The organism is Rhodococcus sp. WB9, assembly GCF_007558985.1.
GTDB lineage: Bacteria > Actinomycetota > Actinomycetes > Mycobacteriales > Mycobacteriaceae > Rhodococcus_F > Rhodococcus_F opacus.
Genome location: NZ_CP041769.1, coordinates 5,780,364 through 5,797,381, shown reverse-complemented (window position 1 = coordinate 5,797,381; position 17,018 = coordinate 5,780,364). Strand labels below are relative to the sequence as shown.

The 17,018-nt window shown below is 68.5% G+C and carries 15 protein-coding genes; 10 read left to right on the top strand and 5 right to left on the bottom strand.

Features of this window, described 5'->3' with window-relative positions:
* The first annotated feature begins 221 nt into the window (after nt 1–221).
* Nucleotides 222–1,763: an APC family permease gene (locus FND50_RS27080; RefSeq protein WP_144287751.1), complete on the top strand. Its 1,542-nt coding sequence runs from the start codon at nt 222–224 to the stop codon at nt 1,761–1,763.
* A gap of 68 nt (nt 1,764–1,831) precedes the next feature.
* Complete coding sequence (locus tag FND50_RS27075; RefSeq protein WP_037226791.1) at nt 1,832–2,758, top strand: LysR family transcriptional regulator; 927 nt, start codon at nt 1,832–1,834, stop codon at nt 2,756–2,758.
* Here the strand turns inward: FND50_RS27075 and FND50_RS27070 are convergent.
* On the bottom strand, nt 2,755–3,963 hold the full coding sequence (locus tag FND50_RS27070) for an enhanced intracellular survival protein Eis (RefSeq protein ID WP_144287750.1): 1,209 nt from the start codon (nt 3,961–3,963) through the stop codon (nt 2,755–2,757). The two genes, FND50_RS27075 and FND50_RS27070, sit on opposite strands and share 4 nt — an antisense overlap.
* 119 nt (nt 3,964–4,082) lie before the next feature.
* On the opposite strand from FND50_RS27070, the gene FND50_RS27065 reads away from it, so the two are divergent.
* Nucleotides 4,083–4,760, top strand: a complete 678-nt coding sequence (locus FND50_RS27065; RefSeq protein WP_144287749.1) for a YrhK family protein — start codon at nt 4,083–4,085, stop codon at nt 4,758–4,760.
* Here FND50_RS27065 and FND50_RS27060 read toward each other — a convergent pair.
* Nucleotides 4,718–5,623 carry a dienelactone hydrolase family protein gene (locus FND50_RS27060; protein WP_144287748.1) on the bottom strand — a complete coding sequence of 302 codons (906 nt, stop codon included), beginning with the start codon at nt 5,621–5,623 and terminating at the stop codon, nt 4,718–4,720. The two genes, FND50_RS27065 and FND50_RS27060, sit on opposite strands and share 43 nt — an antisense overlap.
* Before the next feature lie 193 nt (nt 5,624–5,816).
* On the opposite strand from FND50_RS27060, the gene FND50_RS27055 reads away from it, so the two are divergent.
* The 5 genes from FND50_RS27055 to FND50_RS27035 are packed head-to-tail and all read left to right on the top strand — an operon-like array spanning nt 5,817 to nt 10,123.
* The gene (locus FND50_RS27055; protein ID WP_144287747.1) at nt 5,817–6,437 is read left to right on the top strand and encodes a flavin reductase family protein; all 621 of its coding nucleotides are present in this window, start codon (nt 5,817–5,819) and stop codon (nt 6,435–6,437) included.
* Nucleotides 6,434–7,894, top strand: a complete 1,461-nt coding sequence (locus FND50_RS27050) for a 4-hydroxyphenylacetate 3-hydroxylase family protein (protein WP_144287746.1) — start codon at nt 6,434–6,436, stop codon at nt 7,892–7,894. Before FND50_RS27055 ends, FND50_RS27050 begins: the two co-directional genes overlap by 4 nt.
* Nucleotides 7,891–8,304: a RidA family protein gene (locus FND50_RS27045; protein ID WP_144287745.1), complete on the top strand. Its 414-nt coding sequence runs from the start codon at nt 7,891–7,893 to the stop codon at nt 8,302–8,304. The genes FND50_RS27050 and FND50_RS27045 overlap by 4 nt, the downstream gene beginning before the upstream one ends.
* A complete protein-coding gene (locus FND50_RS27040) occupies nt 8,301–8,972 on the top strand; it encodes a DUF1028 domain-containing protein (protein ID WP_144287744.1) in 672 nt (223 codons plus the stop codon). Before FND50_RS27045 ends, FND50_RS27040 begins: the two co-directional genes overlap by 4 nt.
* Nucleotides 8,969–10,123 carry a M20 family metallopeptidase gene (locus tag FND50_RS27035; RefSeq protein WP_144287743.1) on the top strand — a complete coding sequence of 385 codons (1,155 nt, stop codon included), beginning with the start codon at nt 8,969–8,971 and terminating at the stop codon, nt 10,121–10,123. The genes FND50_RS27040 and FND50_RS27035 overlap by 4 nt, the downstream gene beginning before the upstream one ends.
* Here FND50_RS27035 and FND50_RS27030 read toward each other — a convergent pair.
* The gene (locus FND50_RS27030) at nt 10,120–10,527 is read right to left on the bottom strand and encodes a VOC family protein (RefSeq protein WP_144287742.1); all 408 of its coding nucleotides are present in this window, start codon (nt 10,525–10,527) and stop codon (nt 10,120–10,122) included. The genes FND50_RS27035 and FND50_RS27030 overlap by 4 nt on opposite strands.
* Nucleotides 10,528–10,692: 165 nt before the next feature.
* Nucleotides 10,693–12,105: a cytosine permease gene (locus FND50_RS27025; protein WP_144287741.1), complete on the bottom strand. Its 1,413-nt coding sequence runs from the start codon at nt 12,103–12,105 to the stop codon at nt 10,693–10,695.
* 146 nt (nt 12,106–12,251) lie between these two features.
* Between FND50_RS27025 and FND50_RS27020 the strand changes: the two genes are divergently transcribed.
* A complete protein-coding gene (locus FND50_RS27020; RefSeq protein ID WP_144287740.1) occupies nt 12,252–12,995 on the top strand; it encodes a DUF429 domain-containing protein in 744 nt (247 codons plus the stop codon).
* Between the two features lie 111 nt (nt 12,996–13,106).
* A complete protein-coding gene (locus FND50_RS27015; protein WP_005254018.1) occupies nt 13,107–13,562 on the top strand; it encodes a tellurite resistance TerB family protein in 456 nt (151 codons plus the stop codon).
* Nucleotides 13,563–13,604: 42 nt separating this feature from the next.
* On the opposite strand, the gene FND50_RS27010 is transcribed toward FND50_RS27015, so the two are convergent.
* Nucleotides 13,605–16,877 (bottom strand): arabinosyltransferase domain-containing protein, encoded by a 3,273-nt coding sequence (locus FND50_RS27010; protein WP_144289173.1) that lies wholly within the window; start codon nt 16,875–16,877, stop codon nt 13,605–13,607.
* Nucleotides 16,878–17,018: the final 141 nt, after the last annotated feature.

Here is a 17,018-nt window from a genome sequence, read left to right as displayed (position 1 = left end):
CTCACGCTGTTCGGTTCGTGCAGTGCCAGAATCGTCGGTCCGCGCGACCACAACAGTCAACAGGATCTTTTCGTGCCACTGCATCAGTTTTTCAGATGTCACCGTGGCGGCGTCGGCATCTGGAGAACTGATGCAGTACCCCGGATCTTTGTGCTGTACAGATTTACTGGGTGCGGACGAGAGTAGTGACCGGCATCACTGCGACGTGAGAGGCATGATCGATGAGCGACAACACCCCCACCGCCCTGGCGGACGAACAGACGCAACATCTGAAGAAGTCACTCGGCCGTTTCGACATCGTCTTCCTCATCGTCGCGGCGGTGGTGTCGGTCGAGGTTCTCGGTCAGGTCTCCACCTTCGGCGCGGAGACGTTCACCTGGGCACTGGTTCTCGCGGTGTTCTTCCTGCTGCCGTACGGCCTGATCTTCGCCGAGATCGGCAGCACGTTCACCGGCGAGGGCGGTGTGTACGTGTGGGTCCGGAGAGCGTTCGGCCGGCCCCTCGCCGCCCTCGCGTCGCTGCTGACGTGGGTGACGCAGCCCGTGTGGGTCGGTGGGTCCATGGCGTTCATCGCCGCGGAGACCTGGAATCACTACGTCTCTGCATTCGAGGAAGGGTCGGCGACGGACTACCTGTTCAAACTGGTCTTCGTCTGGCTGACGGTGCTCGCGGCGGTCGTGAGTCTGGCTCGCGGCAAATGGATTCCGACGGTCGGCGCGTTCCTCAAGATCGTCTTCCTGCTGTTCTTCCTCGTCACCACCGGCATCTACGCCGCGAAGAACGGTTTCGCCGGCATCTCGGCGGGCGACTTCAGCCCCACCCTGACCGGGCTCCTCGGCGTGACGCCGCTGCTGCTGTTCTCCTACCTCGGGTTCGAATCCGGAAACAGCGCCGCCGGGGAGATGAAGAACCCCGCCCGCGACGTCCCGATCTCGATCGCCCGCGCCTGCGCCATCGCCGCCGCGTCCTACCTGCTGCCGATCTTCGCCATCCTGCTCGTCGTCCCCGCAGACGACATCACCGGTGTCGGAGGACTTCTCGAGGCGGTCGCGACCGTGTACAGCGTCTACGGTCCCGCCGCACCCGCCATGCTCACCGTGACCGGGGTGATCTTCGCGGTCATCCTCATGACCCAGGGCGCGGCGTGGATGATCATCAGCGACCGCATGCAGGCCATGGCCGCGGCCGACGGCGCGTTCTTCGGCGGGTTCTTCGGCCGCTTCCACCCGCGTCTCGGAACGCCGATGCGAGTCAACTTCCTGTCCGGACTCGTCGCCACCGTCTTCATGATCGCGGCCATGCAGATCACCGGCTCCGGCGGTTCCATCTTCGCGGTCGTGCTCACCATCTCGATCTCGACGTTCCTGCTCAGCTACCTGATCGTCATCCCCTCGGCGGTCCGCCTGCGCACACGATTCCCGGACGTCGTGCGGCCCTTCCGGGTTCCCACCGCAAACGCGGGCTTCCGCGTGCTCGGCATCCTCTGCTTCGCATGGGTGCTGCTCGGCTCCTGGGTGGCCGTCTTCCCCGGAACCCTGGAATCGGTGGTCGGCCTGGACTACGACTTCGAGGAGATCTGGGGAGTGAGCCAGGGGACGTTCGAACTGTTCACCCTCGGAACGCTGGCCGTGCTCGCGCTCCTCGGCGCCGTCGGATACGTGCGCGGCAAGTCCGTGCGGTCCGCGAGCGGCCCGCGCCCCGCCCGGGAGGACGGTCCCGGATCGGAGCATGACCCCGACCTCGTGAAGGCAGACATCCGCTGACGGTGTCGCGGGTGGCTCCCCGGTCGGAGACCTGCAATCCTGGTGGCCTCAGATCCCGAGGAGAGCGCATGCAACGACGACCCGACGTGACGTTCACCCAGCTCAGGTATTTCGTCGAGGCCGCGAACTTCTCCAGCATGACGAAGGCCGCCGACGAACTGATGGTCGCACAGTCGGCGGTCTCGTCCGCGATCTCCCAGCTCGAGCACCAGATCGGCACCCAGCTGTTCATCCGGCAACGATCCCGCGGGCTGGTCCTCACCGCGGCGGGGGAGGAGATGCTCCGCGACACCCGCAGCGTCCTCGCCCACCTCGGTGAGGTTCTCGACGCGGCGCGCGGCCACGAGGACAACGTCCGGGGAACGGTGCGCCTGGCCTGCTTCGTCACCCTCACCCCGTTCATCCTCCCGACGCTGATCTCGGACCTGCGCGACCAGCATCCCGATCTGGAGGTCGAGGTCGTCGAGACGCAGGCGGAGGCGGTGCGGGCGGCGCTGCGGAACGGCACCGCGGAACTGGCCCTCACCTACGACCTCGCGCTGGGCGAAGACATGGAGACGGAGACGCTCGGGGTCGCCCGACCGCACGTCATCCTCCCGCCGGACCACCGGCTGGCCGGCCACGATGCGATCACCCTCGCCGACCTCGAAGGCGAACCCATGGTGTTGCTGGACCTGCCGAGCAGCCGCGACTACTTCCTGGCGATGCTGTCGGCGGCGGGGGTCACGCCGGTGGTCCGGTACCGGTCGGCGAGCTACGAAACGGTGCGCGGACTCGTCGCCCGGGGCCACGGCTTCTCGATCCTCAATCAGCGGCCCGCCGAGGGCCGGACGTATGACGGCGGACGGGTCGCGACGCTGCCCATCGCCGACGACGTTCCCGGCCTGCCCGTGGTGCTCGCCCGGCTGAAGGGTGTGCGGAGCACGGCGCGGGCCCGGGCCGTCGCCGAACGGGCGCGCGCCGTGTTCGCGAAACAGGCGGGTTCGGGCCGCTAGAACGGCCACCCCATCTGGGCGTCGCGGTCGGCGCCGAAGGCGTGGTCGACACGGTCGAGGACGTCGGGGTCCGCAGCCTGCAGCCGGTTCGCGGCCGCGAACGTGCGTGCCCGGTGGGCGCCGAGGTACAGGCTGCCCAGCACGTCCAGGTCGAGCACCACCTGAGGGGTCGAGTCGGTCGGGATGCACATCGCGGTGCCGTCCCGCACGGTCAGCGCGAACCGCCCGCCTGCGTCCAGGAACCCGTCGTCGACCTGGATCACGACGTCGAGGTCTGTTCGGTACCTGCGGGCCTCGAGTGCGGCGGGCACGTCCATGATCCGGACCCACAGCTCGTCGTGGCGCGAGGTGGTCCGCACCAGCCGGCCGTCGGTCAGCAGATACGGCAGTGGGTCCTCGGGGGTGAGGTGCGCTTCGATGCGGCGCACGAGGTCCAGGCCGAGCAGCGCCCGCCACAGCGCGGCATGCGCGTCGCGCGTGACCGTGCGGATCTCCTCCACCCGGGCGACGGTTCCGTTGTCGCCGGACACGCGACGGTAGAGCACGTAGCCGTCGTCGTGCACCAGCCCGAACAGGCTTGTGCCGCCGCAACGTTCGCTTTCGCGGTCGGCGAAGATCCGATTCCACACGATCGCTGGCCGGACCTGCGCCCCCGGGGTCACCCGCTGCCAGCGGTCGTAGACGTCGGTGAACGCGACCCGGGCCTCCGCGGGATGGACCATCCGCACACCGCCCGGGTCCGGTGCCCTAGGGTGCGGCACGGCGAACCGGCGGTCGATGCTCGACGTGGTCTCGACGGTCGCGGGTCCGTACCCGAAGCGCCCGTAGATCCCGCCCTCACTGGCCGTGAGCAGCGACAGCGGGACACCCGACGTCCGGATGCGGGCGTGATGTTCGGTGTAGAGCGCGCGCAGGAGGCCGCGGCGGCGATGGGTGGGGGCGACCGTCACCGCGGTGACGCCCGCCGCGGGAACGCCCTCGCCACCGGGAACGGTGACGGTCATGGGGATGTCCATGGTGGCGCCGACCACCGCGTCCTCGTCGACCGCGATGATCGGCGGCGCGCCGCTGACGAGTTGCCTCCAGTGGGCGGTGAACTCCTCGGTCTGCGGTGTCACGAAGCAGATCTCGTTGAGCAGGGTGATCTTCGGCCAGTCCTGTTCGGTCGCCGTTCTGATCGTGATGCCGGCGGTGGTCGTCGTCATTCCCCGACACTGGCACACCCCACGTGGACTCGCAGCCGAATTTCGGCGTCCGACCTTGACCCGGTGCGCGCTTTCGGAGAGTCTGAAACCTTGCCGACCCGTGAGGGGGTGACGTCACGGTGTCGAGCGACCACACCTCGTCCGCGCCGCGCCGAACGCTCCGGCTGCGCCGCGAGTCCTGGGGATTCGTGATCGGCTCCTTCCTGTTCGGGCTGGCGGCCACGCGGGTGTACGGGCAGGCGGTGGGCCCCGAGATCGACAACATCACCTACTTCGTCGGGTCGCTCTTCTTCACCACCGCCGGATTCATCCAATTGCGGCTCAGTGGGAGGCCGGTGCCCGGGGAGGAATCCGCGACGGTCGAACGCTACGACTGGTGGGCGGCGCTGATCCAGTTCGTCGGCACCCTGCTGTTCAACGTGAGTACCGGGGTCGTGCTGATCCAGAGCCTTACCGTCGAACAGGACCGGGTGTGGGGGTGGCGTCCCGACCTCTTCGGGTCGACGGCGTTCCTCGTCGCCAGCGGTCTGGCGGTGGTGGCCACCACCGAAACCGACAAGCTGTGGGATCCGCATGCCCGCAACTGGCGCAGTACGTGGCTGAACATGATCGGGTCGGTGGCGTTCGGGGTGTCCGCGGTCGGCGCGTACATCGTGCCTCGCACCGACGCGCTGAAGAACGCAACGATCGCCGATCTGGGCACGTTCGTGGGCGCGGTCTGCTTCCTCGTGGCCGCACTGCTGATGCGCCCGCCTCACCCTAGGTATTCGCCGAACCAGGCGAGGACACGTTCGTAGGCCTCGGCTGCCGCGGTCGCGTTGTAGCGGGGCCCGGTGTCGTTGAAGAACGCGTGATCGGCACCCGGAACCGTCACGATCTCGTGCGGTAGCCGCGCCTTCGCGAGTGCGGCGGCCGCGGCGTCGCGGGACGCGTTCACCCGGGCGTCCAATTCCGCGTAGATGGCGAGGACCGCGGCCTTCGACCCGGAGAAGTCGGCGCCATCGGGGAGGGGACCGTAGAAGGGGACCGCCGCCGCCAGCCGCGGCTCGCCGGACGCGAGGAGTTGCCACACCATCCCGCCGCCGAAACAGAACCCGACCGCCGCGATCTTCTCGTCCGGCACCCGACGCCCGAGTTCGTCGATACCGGCCTTCATGTCGGCGACGAAGCGCGCAGGCGGCACGGTGGCCAGCGCGGCGGTCGCCTGCGCCTGATCGGTGAACGTCGCGGTCCCGCCCTCTTCCGAGAGCAGGTCGAGGGCGAGCGCGGAGTAGCCGGCACCCGCGAATCGGCCCGCCACCGAACGGATGTGGTCGGTCAGGCCCTTGTTCTCGTGGATGACGAGAACCGATCCGCGGGGCGAGGCCGCGGCGGCCCACGCACCCTGCAGGACCCGGCCGTCCGGGCCGGGGAACGTCACGGCTTCGGTCCCGACGGCCTCGGCCGCTCCCGGTGGCGGGGGCGTCGCTCCGCCGGGTGTCACCGGCGCCGAGGTCGGCGACTCGTCGCTGTCGGTGGAACACGCGGCGAGCAACGAGGACGCCGCCGCCACGCCGAGACCGATGAGTCCGAGTCTTCGCAACGCCTCGCGGCGGGACAGCAACCCGTCAGCATGGTCGATCGCGATCTCTTCGGCGATATAGCGTTGCAGTGGCGTCATGATCGTCCCCGTCCGCATCGGCTGATGTAGGGGATTATCCCTGGTGGAAGCCGTGATCGGCATCGATTTCCACTTCATCACTTTTCCTTATGCAGTGTGCCACTTATCTGTGTTGTACAGATTTCACCGGGCACCTCAAGATTGGTACAACGGCACGAACTCCTCGCTCACCGCACACAGAAAGGAGCCCGTCATGCCGATCGCTGACCGTCACGCAGCCGTCGAAACGACGGCCCGAACATCGGTGGCCGCACCGATGCCGGACAGCTCGACCGTCAACTTCGTCGCGGCCATGGGCGCCGTCGCCACCGGAGTCACCGTCGTCGCGACCGACGGCCCCGGCGGGCGCGCCGCGCAGACCGTGAGCGCGATGTGCTCCGTCTCGGCCGACCCGGCGCTGGTGCTGGTCTGCCTGCACGGACGAAGCCCGGTCAACGACGCGATCTCCGAGAACGGCGTCTTCTGCGTCAATGTGCTTGCCACCCAGCATGATCACGTCGCAGACACCTTCGCCGGCCGCCCCTGGCCCGGCAAGCAGCGGTGGGACTTCACCTGCGGGCACTGGACCGTGGCCGAATCCGGCTCACCCCGCGTCCACGACGCGATCGCGTCGTTCGACTGCGCCGTCCACGACGTCATCGAGGCCGGCACCCACCGCGTCTACATCGGGCGCGTCGCCGCCGTGGAGGCGCACCCCGGCGAACCGCTCGTGTACGCCTCCCACACCTACAGCAAGCCTGCAGCATTCGAACCTTCCACCTTTCCCGACTACCCGGACGCACACCCCGCGCCGAGGACCAGGAGCACGAAATGATCCGCACCGGAGACGAATACAGGGAGTCCATCAGGGACGGCCGTGAGGTCTGGGTCGACGGGGAACGCGTCAAGGACGTGGCCAACCATCCCATGTTCAAGCCGATCGTCGACGTGCGGGCCCGCATCTACGACCTCGCGCACGACGAGGCCACGCAGGACGCGATGACCTACGTCGATCCCGAATCCGGCGAACGCAACGCCATCGCCAACAAGCTTCCCCGCACGCAGCAGGACTGGCTCGACAAGCGCGCCGCCGTCGACCTGGTGCTCGAGGACACCCGCGGAGTGGTCACCCGCGTCGGTGACGAGACCATCGGCGAGATGTGGTCGCTGTTCGACGGCCAGGACGTCCTCAACGAGGTGGACCCGCGCTTCTCGGAGAACATCCGCCGCCACCTGGACCGGTCGGTCCGGGAGGACCCGTTCCACGTGTCGGCGAACACCGACCCGAAGGGCGACCGGTCCAAGGCGCCGCAGGATCAGGACCCCGACATGCTCCTGCACGTCGTGAAGGAGACCGACAACGGCATCGTCGTGCGCGGCGCGAAATACGAGACCGCCGCCGCCTACTCCAACCAGGCGTTCACCAAACCCACCATCGCCAACTGGGGCAACAGCGAACTGTCCGACTACGCCGTCGGATTCGTGCTCGACATGGGCGCGCCGGGGCTGAAGTACATTTCCCGCAACGGGTTCGCCGGCCGCGCGCCGTCCGCCGACTACCCGCTCGCCAACCGCGTCGACGAGGTCGAGTCCCTCGTCGTGTTCGACAACGTCGAGATTCCCTGGGAAGACGTCCTGTTCTACCGGCACACCCGGGCAGCCACGTTCATCCGCTCCACCCTGCACCGCTACAGCGCGTTCCCGTTCGTGCAACGCACCCTGCACCTCGCCGATCTGATGATCGGATCCGCGCTGTGGAACGTCAAGCAGAGCGGCCTCGAGAAGCAGCAGGCGGTGCAGGAGAAGCTCGCCCAGCTCGCCTGCTACCGGGAGACGATCAACGCCCACCTCACCGCGGCCATCTCGCTCGCCGAGCCCAGCCCCGGCGGCCTGCTCATGCCCAACCAGTCCCTGCTCTACACCGGCCGGGTGATGGCGCTCAGCCAGCTGCCCGCGATGATGCACATCGCCCGCGAGCTGTGCGGCGGCCAGATCTGCATCACCCCGGACGCCGCCACGTTCGCCGACCCCGAGGTCGCACCGTGGCTGGAGAAGTTCTACTCCATCAACGACAACTGGGTGGCCGACGACCGTCGCAAGCTCCTCGCGTTCGCCCGCGACCTGCTCAACAGCGATTACGCGGGACATCGCCTGACATTTCAGCTCTTCGCCCAGTCGCCGCCCTTCGCGCAGCTCGCCGCCGTGTACCGCAACTTCGACTTCGACGGTCCGCTCGGGCTGGTCAAGGCTGCAGCGGGGCTGTCGGACCACGTCGACGGAGGTGCCGCATGACCACCCACACCCGCATCCGCCCGTTCAACACCCGCGACACGTACCCGGAACAGAACCTCGACAACGACCTCGCGCAGGCCGTCGTCGCCGGCGGAGTCGTGTATCTCCGCGGGCAGATCGGGCAGGACCTCGGCACCCGGGAGTCGGTGGGAATCGGCGACGTCGAGGCCCAGGCCGAGAAGGCTATGGCGAACATCGCGATGCTGCTGAAGGAATCGGGCAGTCGCCTCGAGGACGTCGTCAAGGTCACCATCTACCTGGTGGACGTCCGGTACCGCGAGACCGTCTACCGAGTGGTCGGACGCTGGCTGAAGGGTGTGCACCCGGTGTCCACCGGCATCGTCGTCGACGCCCTCGCCCGGCCCGAATGGCTCGTCGAGATCGACGCGACGGCAGTGATCAGCTCATGACGTTCTCACTCGTCGCCCGTGATTCCGGGGGCGCGTTCGGGATGGTCGTCTGCTCCTCCAGCCCCGCGGTGGCCGCACGCTGCCTGCACGTGCGGTCCGGGGTCGGTGTCGTCGCCTCCCAGAACGTGACCAATCCGCAGCTGGGACCGCTCGGCCTCGACGCGCTCGCCTCGGGTGTGAACGCGGAGACCGCACTGAAAACCGCACTCGCGCAGGAGAAATTCCCGGACTACCGCCAGGTCGTCATCGTCGATTCGGACGGCGGCACCGCGGTGCACTCGGGCGCGCAGACATTGGGCATCCACAGCAGCGCGCAGGGCAACGGCGCCGCCGTCGCCGGCAACATGCTCCGCGACGAAGGCGTCATCCGGTCGCTGCTGTTCGGCTACGTGTCGAGTACCGCCCCGACGTTCGAGGGCAGACTGCTCGACGGACTCACCGCGGCCGTCACCGCGGGCGGGGAGGCGGGGCCCGTGCACTCGGCGGGAGTCCAGGTGGTCGAGGACGTGCCCTGGCCCGTCACCGATCTGCGCGTCGACTGGCACGATGATCCGGTCGGCGAACTGCGCCGGCTGTGGACGGTGTGGGAACCGCAGAAGCGGGACTACCGGGTGCGCGGTGTCGATCCGACGGCCGCCCCGTCCTACGGCGTGCCGGGGGACCTGTGAGCGCCGACGCCGCGGTTCGTGACGGAGCCAGGAGGGCGGAAGACCGGATCCTGGCTCTGTCGCACGACCTCCACGCCCACCCAGAGGTCGCGTGGGAGGAGGAACGCTCGTGCGCCCGGGTGGCCGGGGTGCTGTCGGACGCCGGTTTCACGGTCGAGCAGCAGTACGTCGGTCTGCCTACCGCGTTCCGCGCGCACGTCGGTTCCGGACCGCTGCACCTCGCGGTCTGCGCGGAATACGACGCGCTCCCCGGGCTCGGACACGCATGCGGGCACAATGTCATCTCCGCCATCTCGGTGGGGACGGCGCTGGCCCTCGCCCCGCTGGTCGACGACCTCGGCATCACCCTGTCGGTGCTCGGCACCCCCGCCGAGGAAGGCGGGGGCGGCAAGATCGACATGCTCAAACGCGGTGCGTTCGAGGGCGTCCACGCCGCCGTCATGGCCCACCCCGGCCCGGTCGACGTCGCCCGGGCCGAACCGTACGCGGTGTCTCACAGCCACATCCGGTACGACGGCAAGGCGGCACACGCCGCCGCGTACCCGGAACGGGGCGTCAACGCGGCCGACGCGTTCACGGTGGCGCAGGTCGCCATCGGGCTGCTCCGCCAACAGCTTCCGTCGAGCACGCGAGTACACGGGATGATGACGCGCGGGGGAGAGGCGCCCAACGCCATTCCCCAGCGGACCGAAGGTCGCTGGTACGTGCGCGCGGAGACGCTGGAGGAGCTGGCCCGCATCGAGCCCCGGGTGGCCCGTTGCTTCGAGGCCGGCGCCGTCGCAACCGGCTGTGAACTGACCATCGCCCCGGAAAGCGAACCGTACTCGGAGTTCCGCACCGACGAAGTGCTGCTTGCGTCCTACGTCCGGCACGCCGCGGGGCTGGGCCGCGTATTCCGCACCGGCGCGGACTCGCTGATGAACCGGGCCTCCACCGACATGGGCAACGTCTCGCAGGTGATTCCCGCGATCCACCCCTACATCGGAATCGACTCGGCGCCCGCCGTCAACCATCAGGCCGAGTTCGCCGCGGCCAGCGCCGCGCCCGCAGCAGACCGGGCGGCCGTCGACGGCGCCCTGGCCCTCGCCCTGACACTGCTCGACGCCTGCGGCTCCGCCGCCCGTGAGTACTTGTTAACCGCCCGACGTTAAGAAGTACTCACGGGTGGGGCAAAGAATTCGAGCGCGATGTTGTCGGGGTCACGGAACGAGATGCCCGAACCGTAGTGCGCTGTTTTGATGCCCCCGTGCTCGATGCCGAGGGCATCGAGCCGCTCCACCCACCGGGGCAGTGCGTCGGGGGAACACTGGAACGCGATGTGGTCGAGTCCGACCTGCCGTTCGTCGAATCGTGCGGGAGCGTCGCCGTCGGGGTGTGTGTGCAGGCCGAAGAGCATGCCGCCGTCGAGCGCGAACACCGTGTGGTGGAAGGTCCCCGATTCCTCGTCCTCGTCGAGGACGGGGGCAGATCCGAACAGTGCGGTGTACCAGGCGGTGCTGGCCGGTAGGTCGGACACGGTGATCGCGACGTGGGTGAGGCCCGGGAAATTGGACATCTGCGACAACTCTCTTCTCCGGCGGAACGGTCTCTTTTTTCGACCCTAACGAGCAGGCACCGCCGGGTGGTGGACAACGGTGAATCCTGCCCGAGCGGACAGGGGGCGGTCACCACGCAGGCCGCCCGAGCCTGTAACAGGCTCGGGCGGTGCGGTGTTCGGGGACTACAGCCGGGCGGGCACAGGTGTGGCGGCGGAGGCGGTCTTCGCTCCGGTCGAGCCGCGCCGCGCGAGGAGCAGGTAGATGGGCCCGGTCACCACCAGTCCGGCCACCCAGGACAGGTCGGCGCCGCCGAGGAACGCGGACACCGGGCCCGTGTAGAGGGACGTGGCCATGAACGGAATCTGGACGACGATGCCGAGCAGGTAGGCGGTCATGGCCGTCCAGTTGAAGCGGCCGTAGATGCCGCCGTCGAATCGGAAGATCGACTCGCGGTCGTAGACGCCCTTGTGGATGATGTAGAAGTCGATGAGGTTGATCGCCGTCCACGGCACCAGCACGACGAGAAGCACGACCACCAGATCGACGAAGTGCGAGACGAAGTCGGCCGACAGCGCGATGGCGACGACGGACGCCGCGACGAGGATGATCGTCGAGAGGATCACCCGGGCGCGGGCGGTCGGAATCCAGCGGGCGCGGAATGTCTGGACGGACGTAATGATGGCGAGGACGGCGCCGTACAGGTTCAGCGCGTTGTGGCTGATGACGCTGAGCAGGAACAGCACCAACATGATGCTGCCGAGGCTTCCCGTCGTCGCCTTGACGCCGTCCATGGTGCCCATGCCGACCGGTGCGGCGAGCGTGACGACAGCGCCGAACGCGAAGGCGAGGAACGAGCCGAGGGTGCAGCCGAGGTAGGTCGCCCAGAACGTCGACGGCACACCTACGTCCTTGGGGAGGTACCGCGAGTAGTCGGAGACGTAGGGCGCGAACGCGATCTGCCAGAGTGCGCCGAGTGACACGGTGGCCAGCCAGCCCGCGAAGTTGAAATCGCCCCGGGTGAGGAAGTCCGACGGCAGGTCGCCGGTGAGGATGGCGAAGAAGCCCACCAGAATTCCGATTCCGAGAACCCAGGTTCCGATGCGGTTGAGGATGTGGATCAACCGGTAGCCGATGACGCAGATGACGGCGGAGCCGAGAGCCCCGGCCACGATCCCCACGTCCACGGGTATGCCGTTCACGATCCCGTGCATCGACTGACCGGCCAGGACGATGTTCGACGAGAAGAACCCGAGATACATCACGGCGGCGATCACCACGATGATGAGCGCCCCGAACGTGCCGAACTGTCCGCGGCGCTGGATCATCTGGGGGATCCCCATCTGCGGTCCCTGCGCCGAATGCAACGCCATCAGGGCGCCCCCGGCGAGATGTCCGACGACGAACGCGACGAGGCTCCACCACAGCGAGAGTCCGAACAGGCTGGGGCCGAGGGCGCCGGTCACGATCGGTAGCGGGGCGAGGTTGCCGCCGAACCACAGCGTGAACAGATCACGAACCTTGCCGTGGCGATCGGATTCCGGGACGAACCCGATCGTGTGCTTCTCCAGCATCGGGGCGACGTGGGTGTCGGGCATCAATCCTCCGAACGGCGCGCAAGTGCGCCACTTCTAGGTCGAGTAGTGCAGACCACAATGGTCGGAGGCAGTGAATCTGTACAGAACAACTAACTGATGCGTTGCATCACTTCTTCTGATTCAGCAGGTCGGGCTAGCCTGGGTCGATGCGCACCGTGGGAGTCGACCTGGCGGCCGAACCGAAGAAGACCGCCTTGGCCGTCATCGACTGGTCCGGCGGTGCGGCCCGCGTCGAGTCCGTCCGGCTGGGAGCCGGGAACGACGCCGTCACCGAGGCCGTCCTGGCGTGCGACAGGACCGGTATCGATGCACCGTTCGGCTGGCCCGACGCGTTCGTCCACATGGTGTCCGAGCACCACGTCGGCCGACTGTCCGCGACCAGCGGTCTCGCGAACCGAGAGGGGCGTCGTCCGCTGACCAAGCGGCGCACCGACCTCGTGGTGCAGGCGGCGACGGGGATATCCCCGCTCAGTGTGTCGGCGGATCTCATCGCGCACGTCGCGTTGCGTTGCGCCGGAATCCTCGCCGACCTGGGCCGGCTCGGCGTCGACGTCGGTCGCGTCGACGGCCGCGTGGTGGAGGCGTATCCGGCGGCCGCGCTGCGCACCTGGGGGCTGGTGTCGCGCGGATACAAGAGCGCACAGAACCGGGTGACGCTGGGGGAGTTGGTCGACGCGCTCCTGGCGGCCGCGGACTGGATGGATCTCGGTGCATTCCAGACGATCTGCCGCGAATCGGACGACGCCCTCGACGCCGTGCTGGCCGCCGTCATCGCGCGGGCAGCGGCCGTCGGCTGCACAGCGCTACCCGAGGGCGACGACCGCGCCATCGCCGAACGGGAGGGATGGATCCACGTGCCGACGGGAGGCCTGCAGGCGTTGCGGCCCTAGCGGCGGATTCCTGCGACTGCGCTGGTAGACCGACCGCGGCGACGCCCCCGGGGAAACCTGGCAAATTGGACACCACACGCACCGTGCGTGGGCACACGAAGAAGGAGTCCAATGGCTTTCTGGGATCAGCTGAAGGCAAAGGCGTTCGAGATGAACGGCCAGCTCAAGACCAAGACGGCACAGTTCCAGAACAAGGAGTTCGCCAACGCCAGCATGGCCATGTGCGCCCTCATCGCCGCTGCGGACGGGACCATCGACCCGTCCGAGCGTCAGAAGACCGCGGCGCTGATCACCAGCAACGAGGCGCTGAGTGTGTTCCCGTCGGACGAGTTGAGCCAGAAGTTCGACTGGTACTGCAGCAAGCTGCAGTCCGATTTCGAGTTCGGCAAGATCGAGGCCACCGCCACCATCGCGAAGCTGAAGTCCAAGCAGGATCAGGCACGTGCCGTCATCCAGATCGGCATCGTCATCGGTGGCGCCGACGGCAACTTCGACCAGCACGAGCGAAACGTGGTGCGCGACGCGTGTTTCGCCGTCGGCATCGCCCCGGCGGAATTCGAACTCTGACGTGATCGGTGACGCGCCCGGCGGCGGGCGCGTCACCAACGCTCAGTAGGCCGTGATGATCGGCGCCGGGTGCCACAAGCCCGAACGCTGAATCCGGGTGGTGTCGATCTCCGCGGTCTTCGCGCCGGGGTCGAGCGGCGAGTACTGCTCCACCCCGCCCCAGTCGCGGTCCCAGTCGTCGCGCAGATACGACGGTATGGTGCGGCTGGCCCGGGTCATCTCGATCCAGCCCAGCGGGCCTCCACCGTACCGGTCCTGCCACAGGCTGGTCATGATCGCGCCGGGACGGTCGGGGAGGATCCGGTATTCGGGCGCCTCCGCGACACCCGCGCGGTGGTCGAACGGTCGCTGGCACGGAAAGGCAAGTCCCACAGCCCAGTCGATCATGACGGGCGCATCGGATCCGATCACATCGTTCAGTGTCTGCGTCCGCGGAACACGCGGCGGCGTCACCGCCAGCCACTGCTGCGGGTCGCTGTCCGAATCCGACGCCACCAGACGGATGACATCCGTATCGTCAGGCAGGGAGTCCAGCGGAACGCGCAGATTGCGCCACGACGGTGCCGGGCCGATGTCGATCGGCGTCACGCGTCCCGACACCCCGACCGTGCCGTCCGGTTGCGTGGTGCCGTACTCCACCTCGACGTTCTGGCCGTAGGTGACGACGCCGTCCGCGTCGACGGAGTGGATGCGGCCCGCCGCGGCGATGGAGACGATGTCGCCCGCCCCGGCGTCCGTGTCGGGGTTCGGCAACCGGTACCAGCCGGAGGTCAGTGACGCGTCGCCGTCGCTGCCGTCGCTGCCGAGGACCGGCGTGCGGTCGGGGTCGAGGCCGAACGGCAGGGCCACCGCGCTGCCGTTGACACCCACCGCGCCGGCGCCGCCGCCGGTGCCCGCGGCGTTGCTCGACGCCGTCTGCTCGGTGTTGTCGGTCTTGACGGAGTTGGCGACGCCCGCATCCGACGATTCCTCGTCGGCACTGAGGTCGCCGGCGACGCCGTTCGGCGTGAAGCCGACGGTGCCCGTACCCGCGAGGGCGGTCGCGGCGTCACCGGACAGTGGTTGCAGCAGCGACGCGTTCGGATCGGTTTCGAGCAGGACGTCGTTGGCGAGACCGCACGGTGCGCCGGTGACGGCGTCGACGTTGGAACGGGCGAGGGAGAACGCGGGGTACTGCGCGACCGCGCCCTTCGCCATCGACAGCACCTCGAACAGCACCATCGCGGCGGCCGCCACCGTCAACGGCGGAATCGCCCACAACCGGCGTCGCCGCACGGATTCGGTCCGGGTGTAGGGCTCGCGGAAGTAGCACCACGCCGCGATCAGCAGCATCACCAGCGTGGCGCCGAGCAGGATGGTGCCGGCACCGAGGCCGGCGATCGACACCGGCTTGTCCCACCATGGGACGCTGTAGCTGGACACGTACCACCACCCGTTGGTGCTGGTGAAGCACATCGCCAGCAGGAACAGCACGGCGGCCGCGAACAGGGCGCGGTTGCGCGGCGAGCGCACCACGGCGGTGCTCACCGCCACGGACGCCAGGACGGCGAGCGACCCCGCGAGGCCGGCGTAGATGCCGAAGTGATGCGTCCACTTGGTGGGCGTGAACATCATCAACCCCATCGCGGCGAGCGTGATGCCGATGAGCCGCCGCGACGGTCCGGCCGCCGTCCCGGGAATCCGGCCGCCCTTGCGGAGCATCACGAAAACCGTCACGGCCAGGCTCAGCACCATCACGAACACGCCGAACCGGCGCGACAGTGAACCGTCGACGGAGATGTTCAGCAGGTACTGGTAGCGGAGGTATTCGTCGAACCAGGGGACGTTGGGGCCGATCGCGTGAACGTGCTGCATCTCCATGACGGCGGCGAGGGTCTGGTCGGCGAACACCGCCACCAGGATCACGGTCCCCGACGCGACGAGCGGAGCCAGCAATGCGATGTATCCGACCGTCTTGGCCCGCGCGATCACGATCTGCAGGATCGGCCGGGCGCCCGCGACCAGGGCGCCGAAACAGATCAACCCGGACGGGCCCGCGGTCAGCGTGGCCGCACCGACCAGAATCGCCACCGCGGCGGGCAGCAGTCGCCGGGTCGCGACGGCACGTTCCACCGAGCACCACGTGAGCAGCACGCCCACCGCGACGATCGGCTCGGGCCGCAGACCGTTGTTGTACGGGAGCCAGAACGCGAGGAACACCAGTCCGCCGGTCCACAGCGCGAGCCGGTTGCCCCGGACCGCGGCGCCGAGTCGCGGTGCGACTTCACGGCTGATCACCAGCCAGGCGACGATGCCGGCGAGCAGCGCGGGCAGACGCACGAACGGGCTCGCCGGTGTGATGTTCGCCAGCACCGCGAGGACGTCGTAATACGGAGACCCGAACGGCGCCTCCGGGACGCCGTACCAGCGGAAGTAGTTGGCCATGTAGCCCGCCGCCTCGGACGTGCGGGCCATGTTGAACTGGTAGCCGTCGTCGGAGGTGGAGGCGCCGATGAAATGCCACAGCACCAGCGTGCAGATGACGACGGCGTCGACGGCCCCGAACGACCACCAGCGGGTGGGAAGGAATCGTCGTGCCCGGCGCCCGTCCACGTTGTCGAGACGGTGCAGCGCCACCAGCGCCAGAATCGTCGCGAGCGCGCCCACCACCATGGCGACGAACTTGAGGGTCGACGGCGTCGACGAAAAGCGGCTGTCGATCTGGGCCGTCACCTGCAGTCCGTCGGGCGCCGCACCGTCGAGGTCGCTGAAGATGCCCACCGTCTGCGGGCGGAGGTCGCCGTCGACGACGGTCGGTGCGTCCTGGCCTGCCGCGACGAATCCCGCGGTGGTCCGCGTGGAATCCGACGAGACCACGAGCGCGCAGTCGGCGGGCAGCTGGTCCAGCGGCGACGACAGCAGCACCTTGTTCCGCAACTGCACCTCGACGCCGGCGGGACCGTCCGGGGTCGCGGGATTCACTCTGGCGACCAGTCCGTACTTCCCGGCGTCGGCGGCGCCCGCGGGCGCGGTGGACGTCAGGACCCCGCCGCGGTCGGCGAGTGCACCGACCGCCGAACAGGGGATCTGCACGTCGAGGCTCAGCGGCGCGTAGGAGACGAGCGGCGCCTCGACGCTTCCGGTGCTGCCGTTCTGCGGCCAGGTGAGGGTCGCGCTGTCCTGCTCGACCGGAAGGAACGGGAGCGACAACGTGAGCAGCACTCCGACGACGGAGGCGATGATCGCGAGAAGGCGGGCGGAGCGGACCGACTGACCGAGGCGAGACGACTGGGGCGGGGTTCCGATCGGCGACTCGTCCGAGTCGTCTCTGGACACATTCGCCGATTCCAGCCTGCTGTCAGTCACGACGTCGGATAGTACCCATCCGCGCCAATGGTTAGCGAAGGCAAGGAACGGGCCTGGTCGGCGGCCCGCGGTCCCGGCCGATCACATGTGAAAGTGTTTCAGGATCCGCGA

What these genes read in the sequence shown, in the direction of transcription:
- FND50_RS27080 (WP_144287751.1), top strand. Translation starts at nt 222, where the DNA reads ATGAGCGACAACACCCCCACCGCCCTGGCGGACGAACAGACGCAACAT.
- FND50_RS27075 (WP_037226791.1), top strand. Translation starts at nt 1,832, where the DNA reads ATGCAACGACGACCCGACGTGACGTTCACCCAGCTCAGGTATTTCGTC.
- FND50_RS27070 (WP_144287750.1), bottom strand. Translation starts at nt 3,963, where the DNA reads ATGACGACGACCACCGCCGGCATCACGATCAGAACGGCGACCGAACAG.
- FND50_RS27060 (WP_144287748.1), bottom strand. Translation starts at nt 5,623, where the DNA reads ATGACGCCACTGCAACGCTATATCGCCGAAGAGATCGCGATCGACCAT.
- FND50_RS27055 (WP_144287747.1), top strand. Translation starts at nt 5,817, where the DNA reads ATGCCGATCGCTGACCGTCACGCAGCCGTCGAAACGACGGCCCGAACA.
- FND50_RS27050 (WP_144287746.1), top strand. Translation starts at nt 6,434, where the DNA reads ATGATCCGCACCGGAGACGAATACAGGGAGTCCATCAGGGACGGCCGT.
- FND50_RS27045 (WP_144287745.1), top strand. Translation starts at nt 7,891, where the DNA reads ATGACCACCCACACCCGCATCCGCCCGTTCAACACCCGCGACACGTAC.
- FND50_RS27040 (WP_144287744.1), top strand. Translation starts at nt 8,301, where the DNA reads ATGACGTTCTCACTCGTCGCCCGTGATTCCGGGGGCGCGTTCGGGATG.
- FND50_RS27030 (WP_144287742.1), bottom strand. Translation starts at nt 10,527, where the DNA reads ATGTCCAATTTCCCGGGCCTCACCCACGTCGCGATCACCGTGTCCGAC.
- FND50_RS27025 (WP_144287741.1), bottom strand. Translation starts at nt 12,105, where the DNA reads ATGCCCGACACCCACGTCGCCCCGATGCTGGAGAAGCACACGATCGGG.
- FND50_RS27020 (WP_144287740.1), top strand. Translation starts at nt 12,252, where the DNA reads ATGCGCACCGTGGGAGTCGACCTGGCGGCCGAACCGAAGAAGACCGCC.
- FND50_RS27015 (WP_005254018.1), top strand. Translation starts at nt 13,107, where the DNA reads ATGGCTTTCTGGGATCAGCTGAAGGCAAAGGCGTTCGAGATGAACGGC.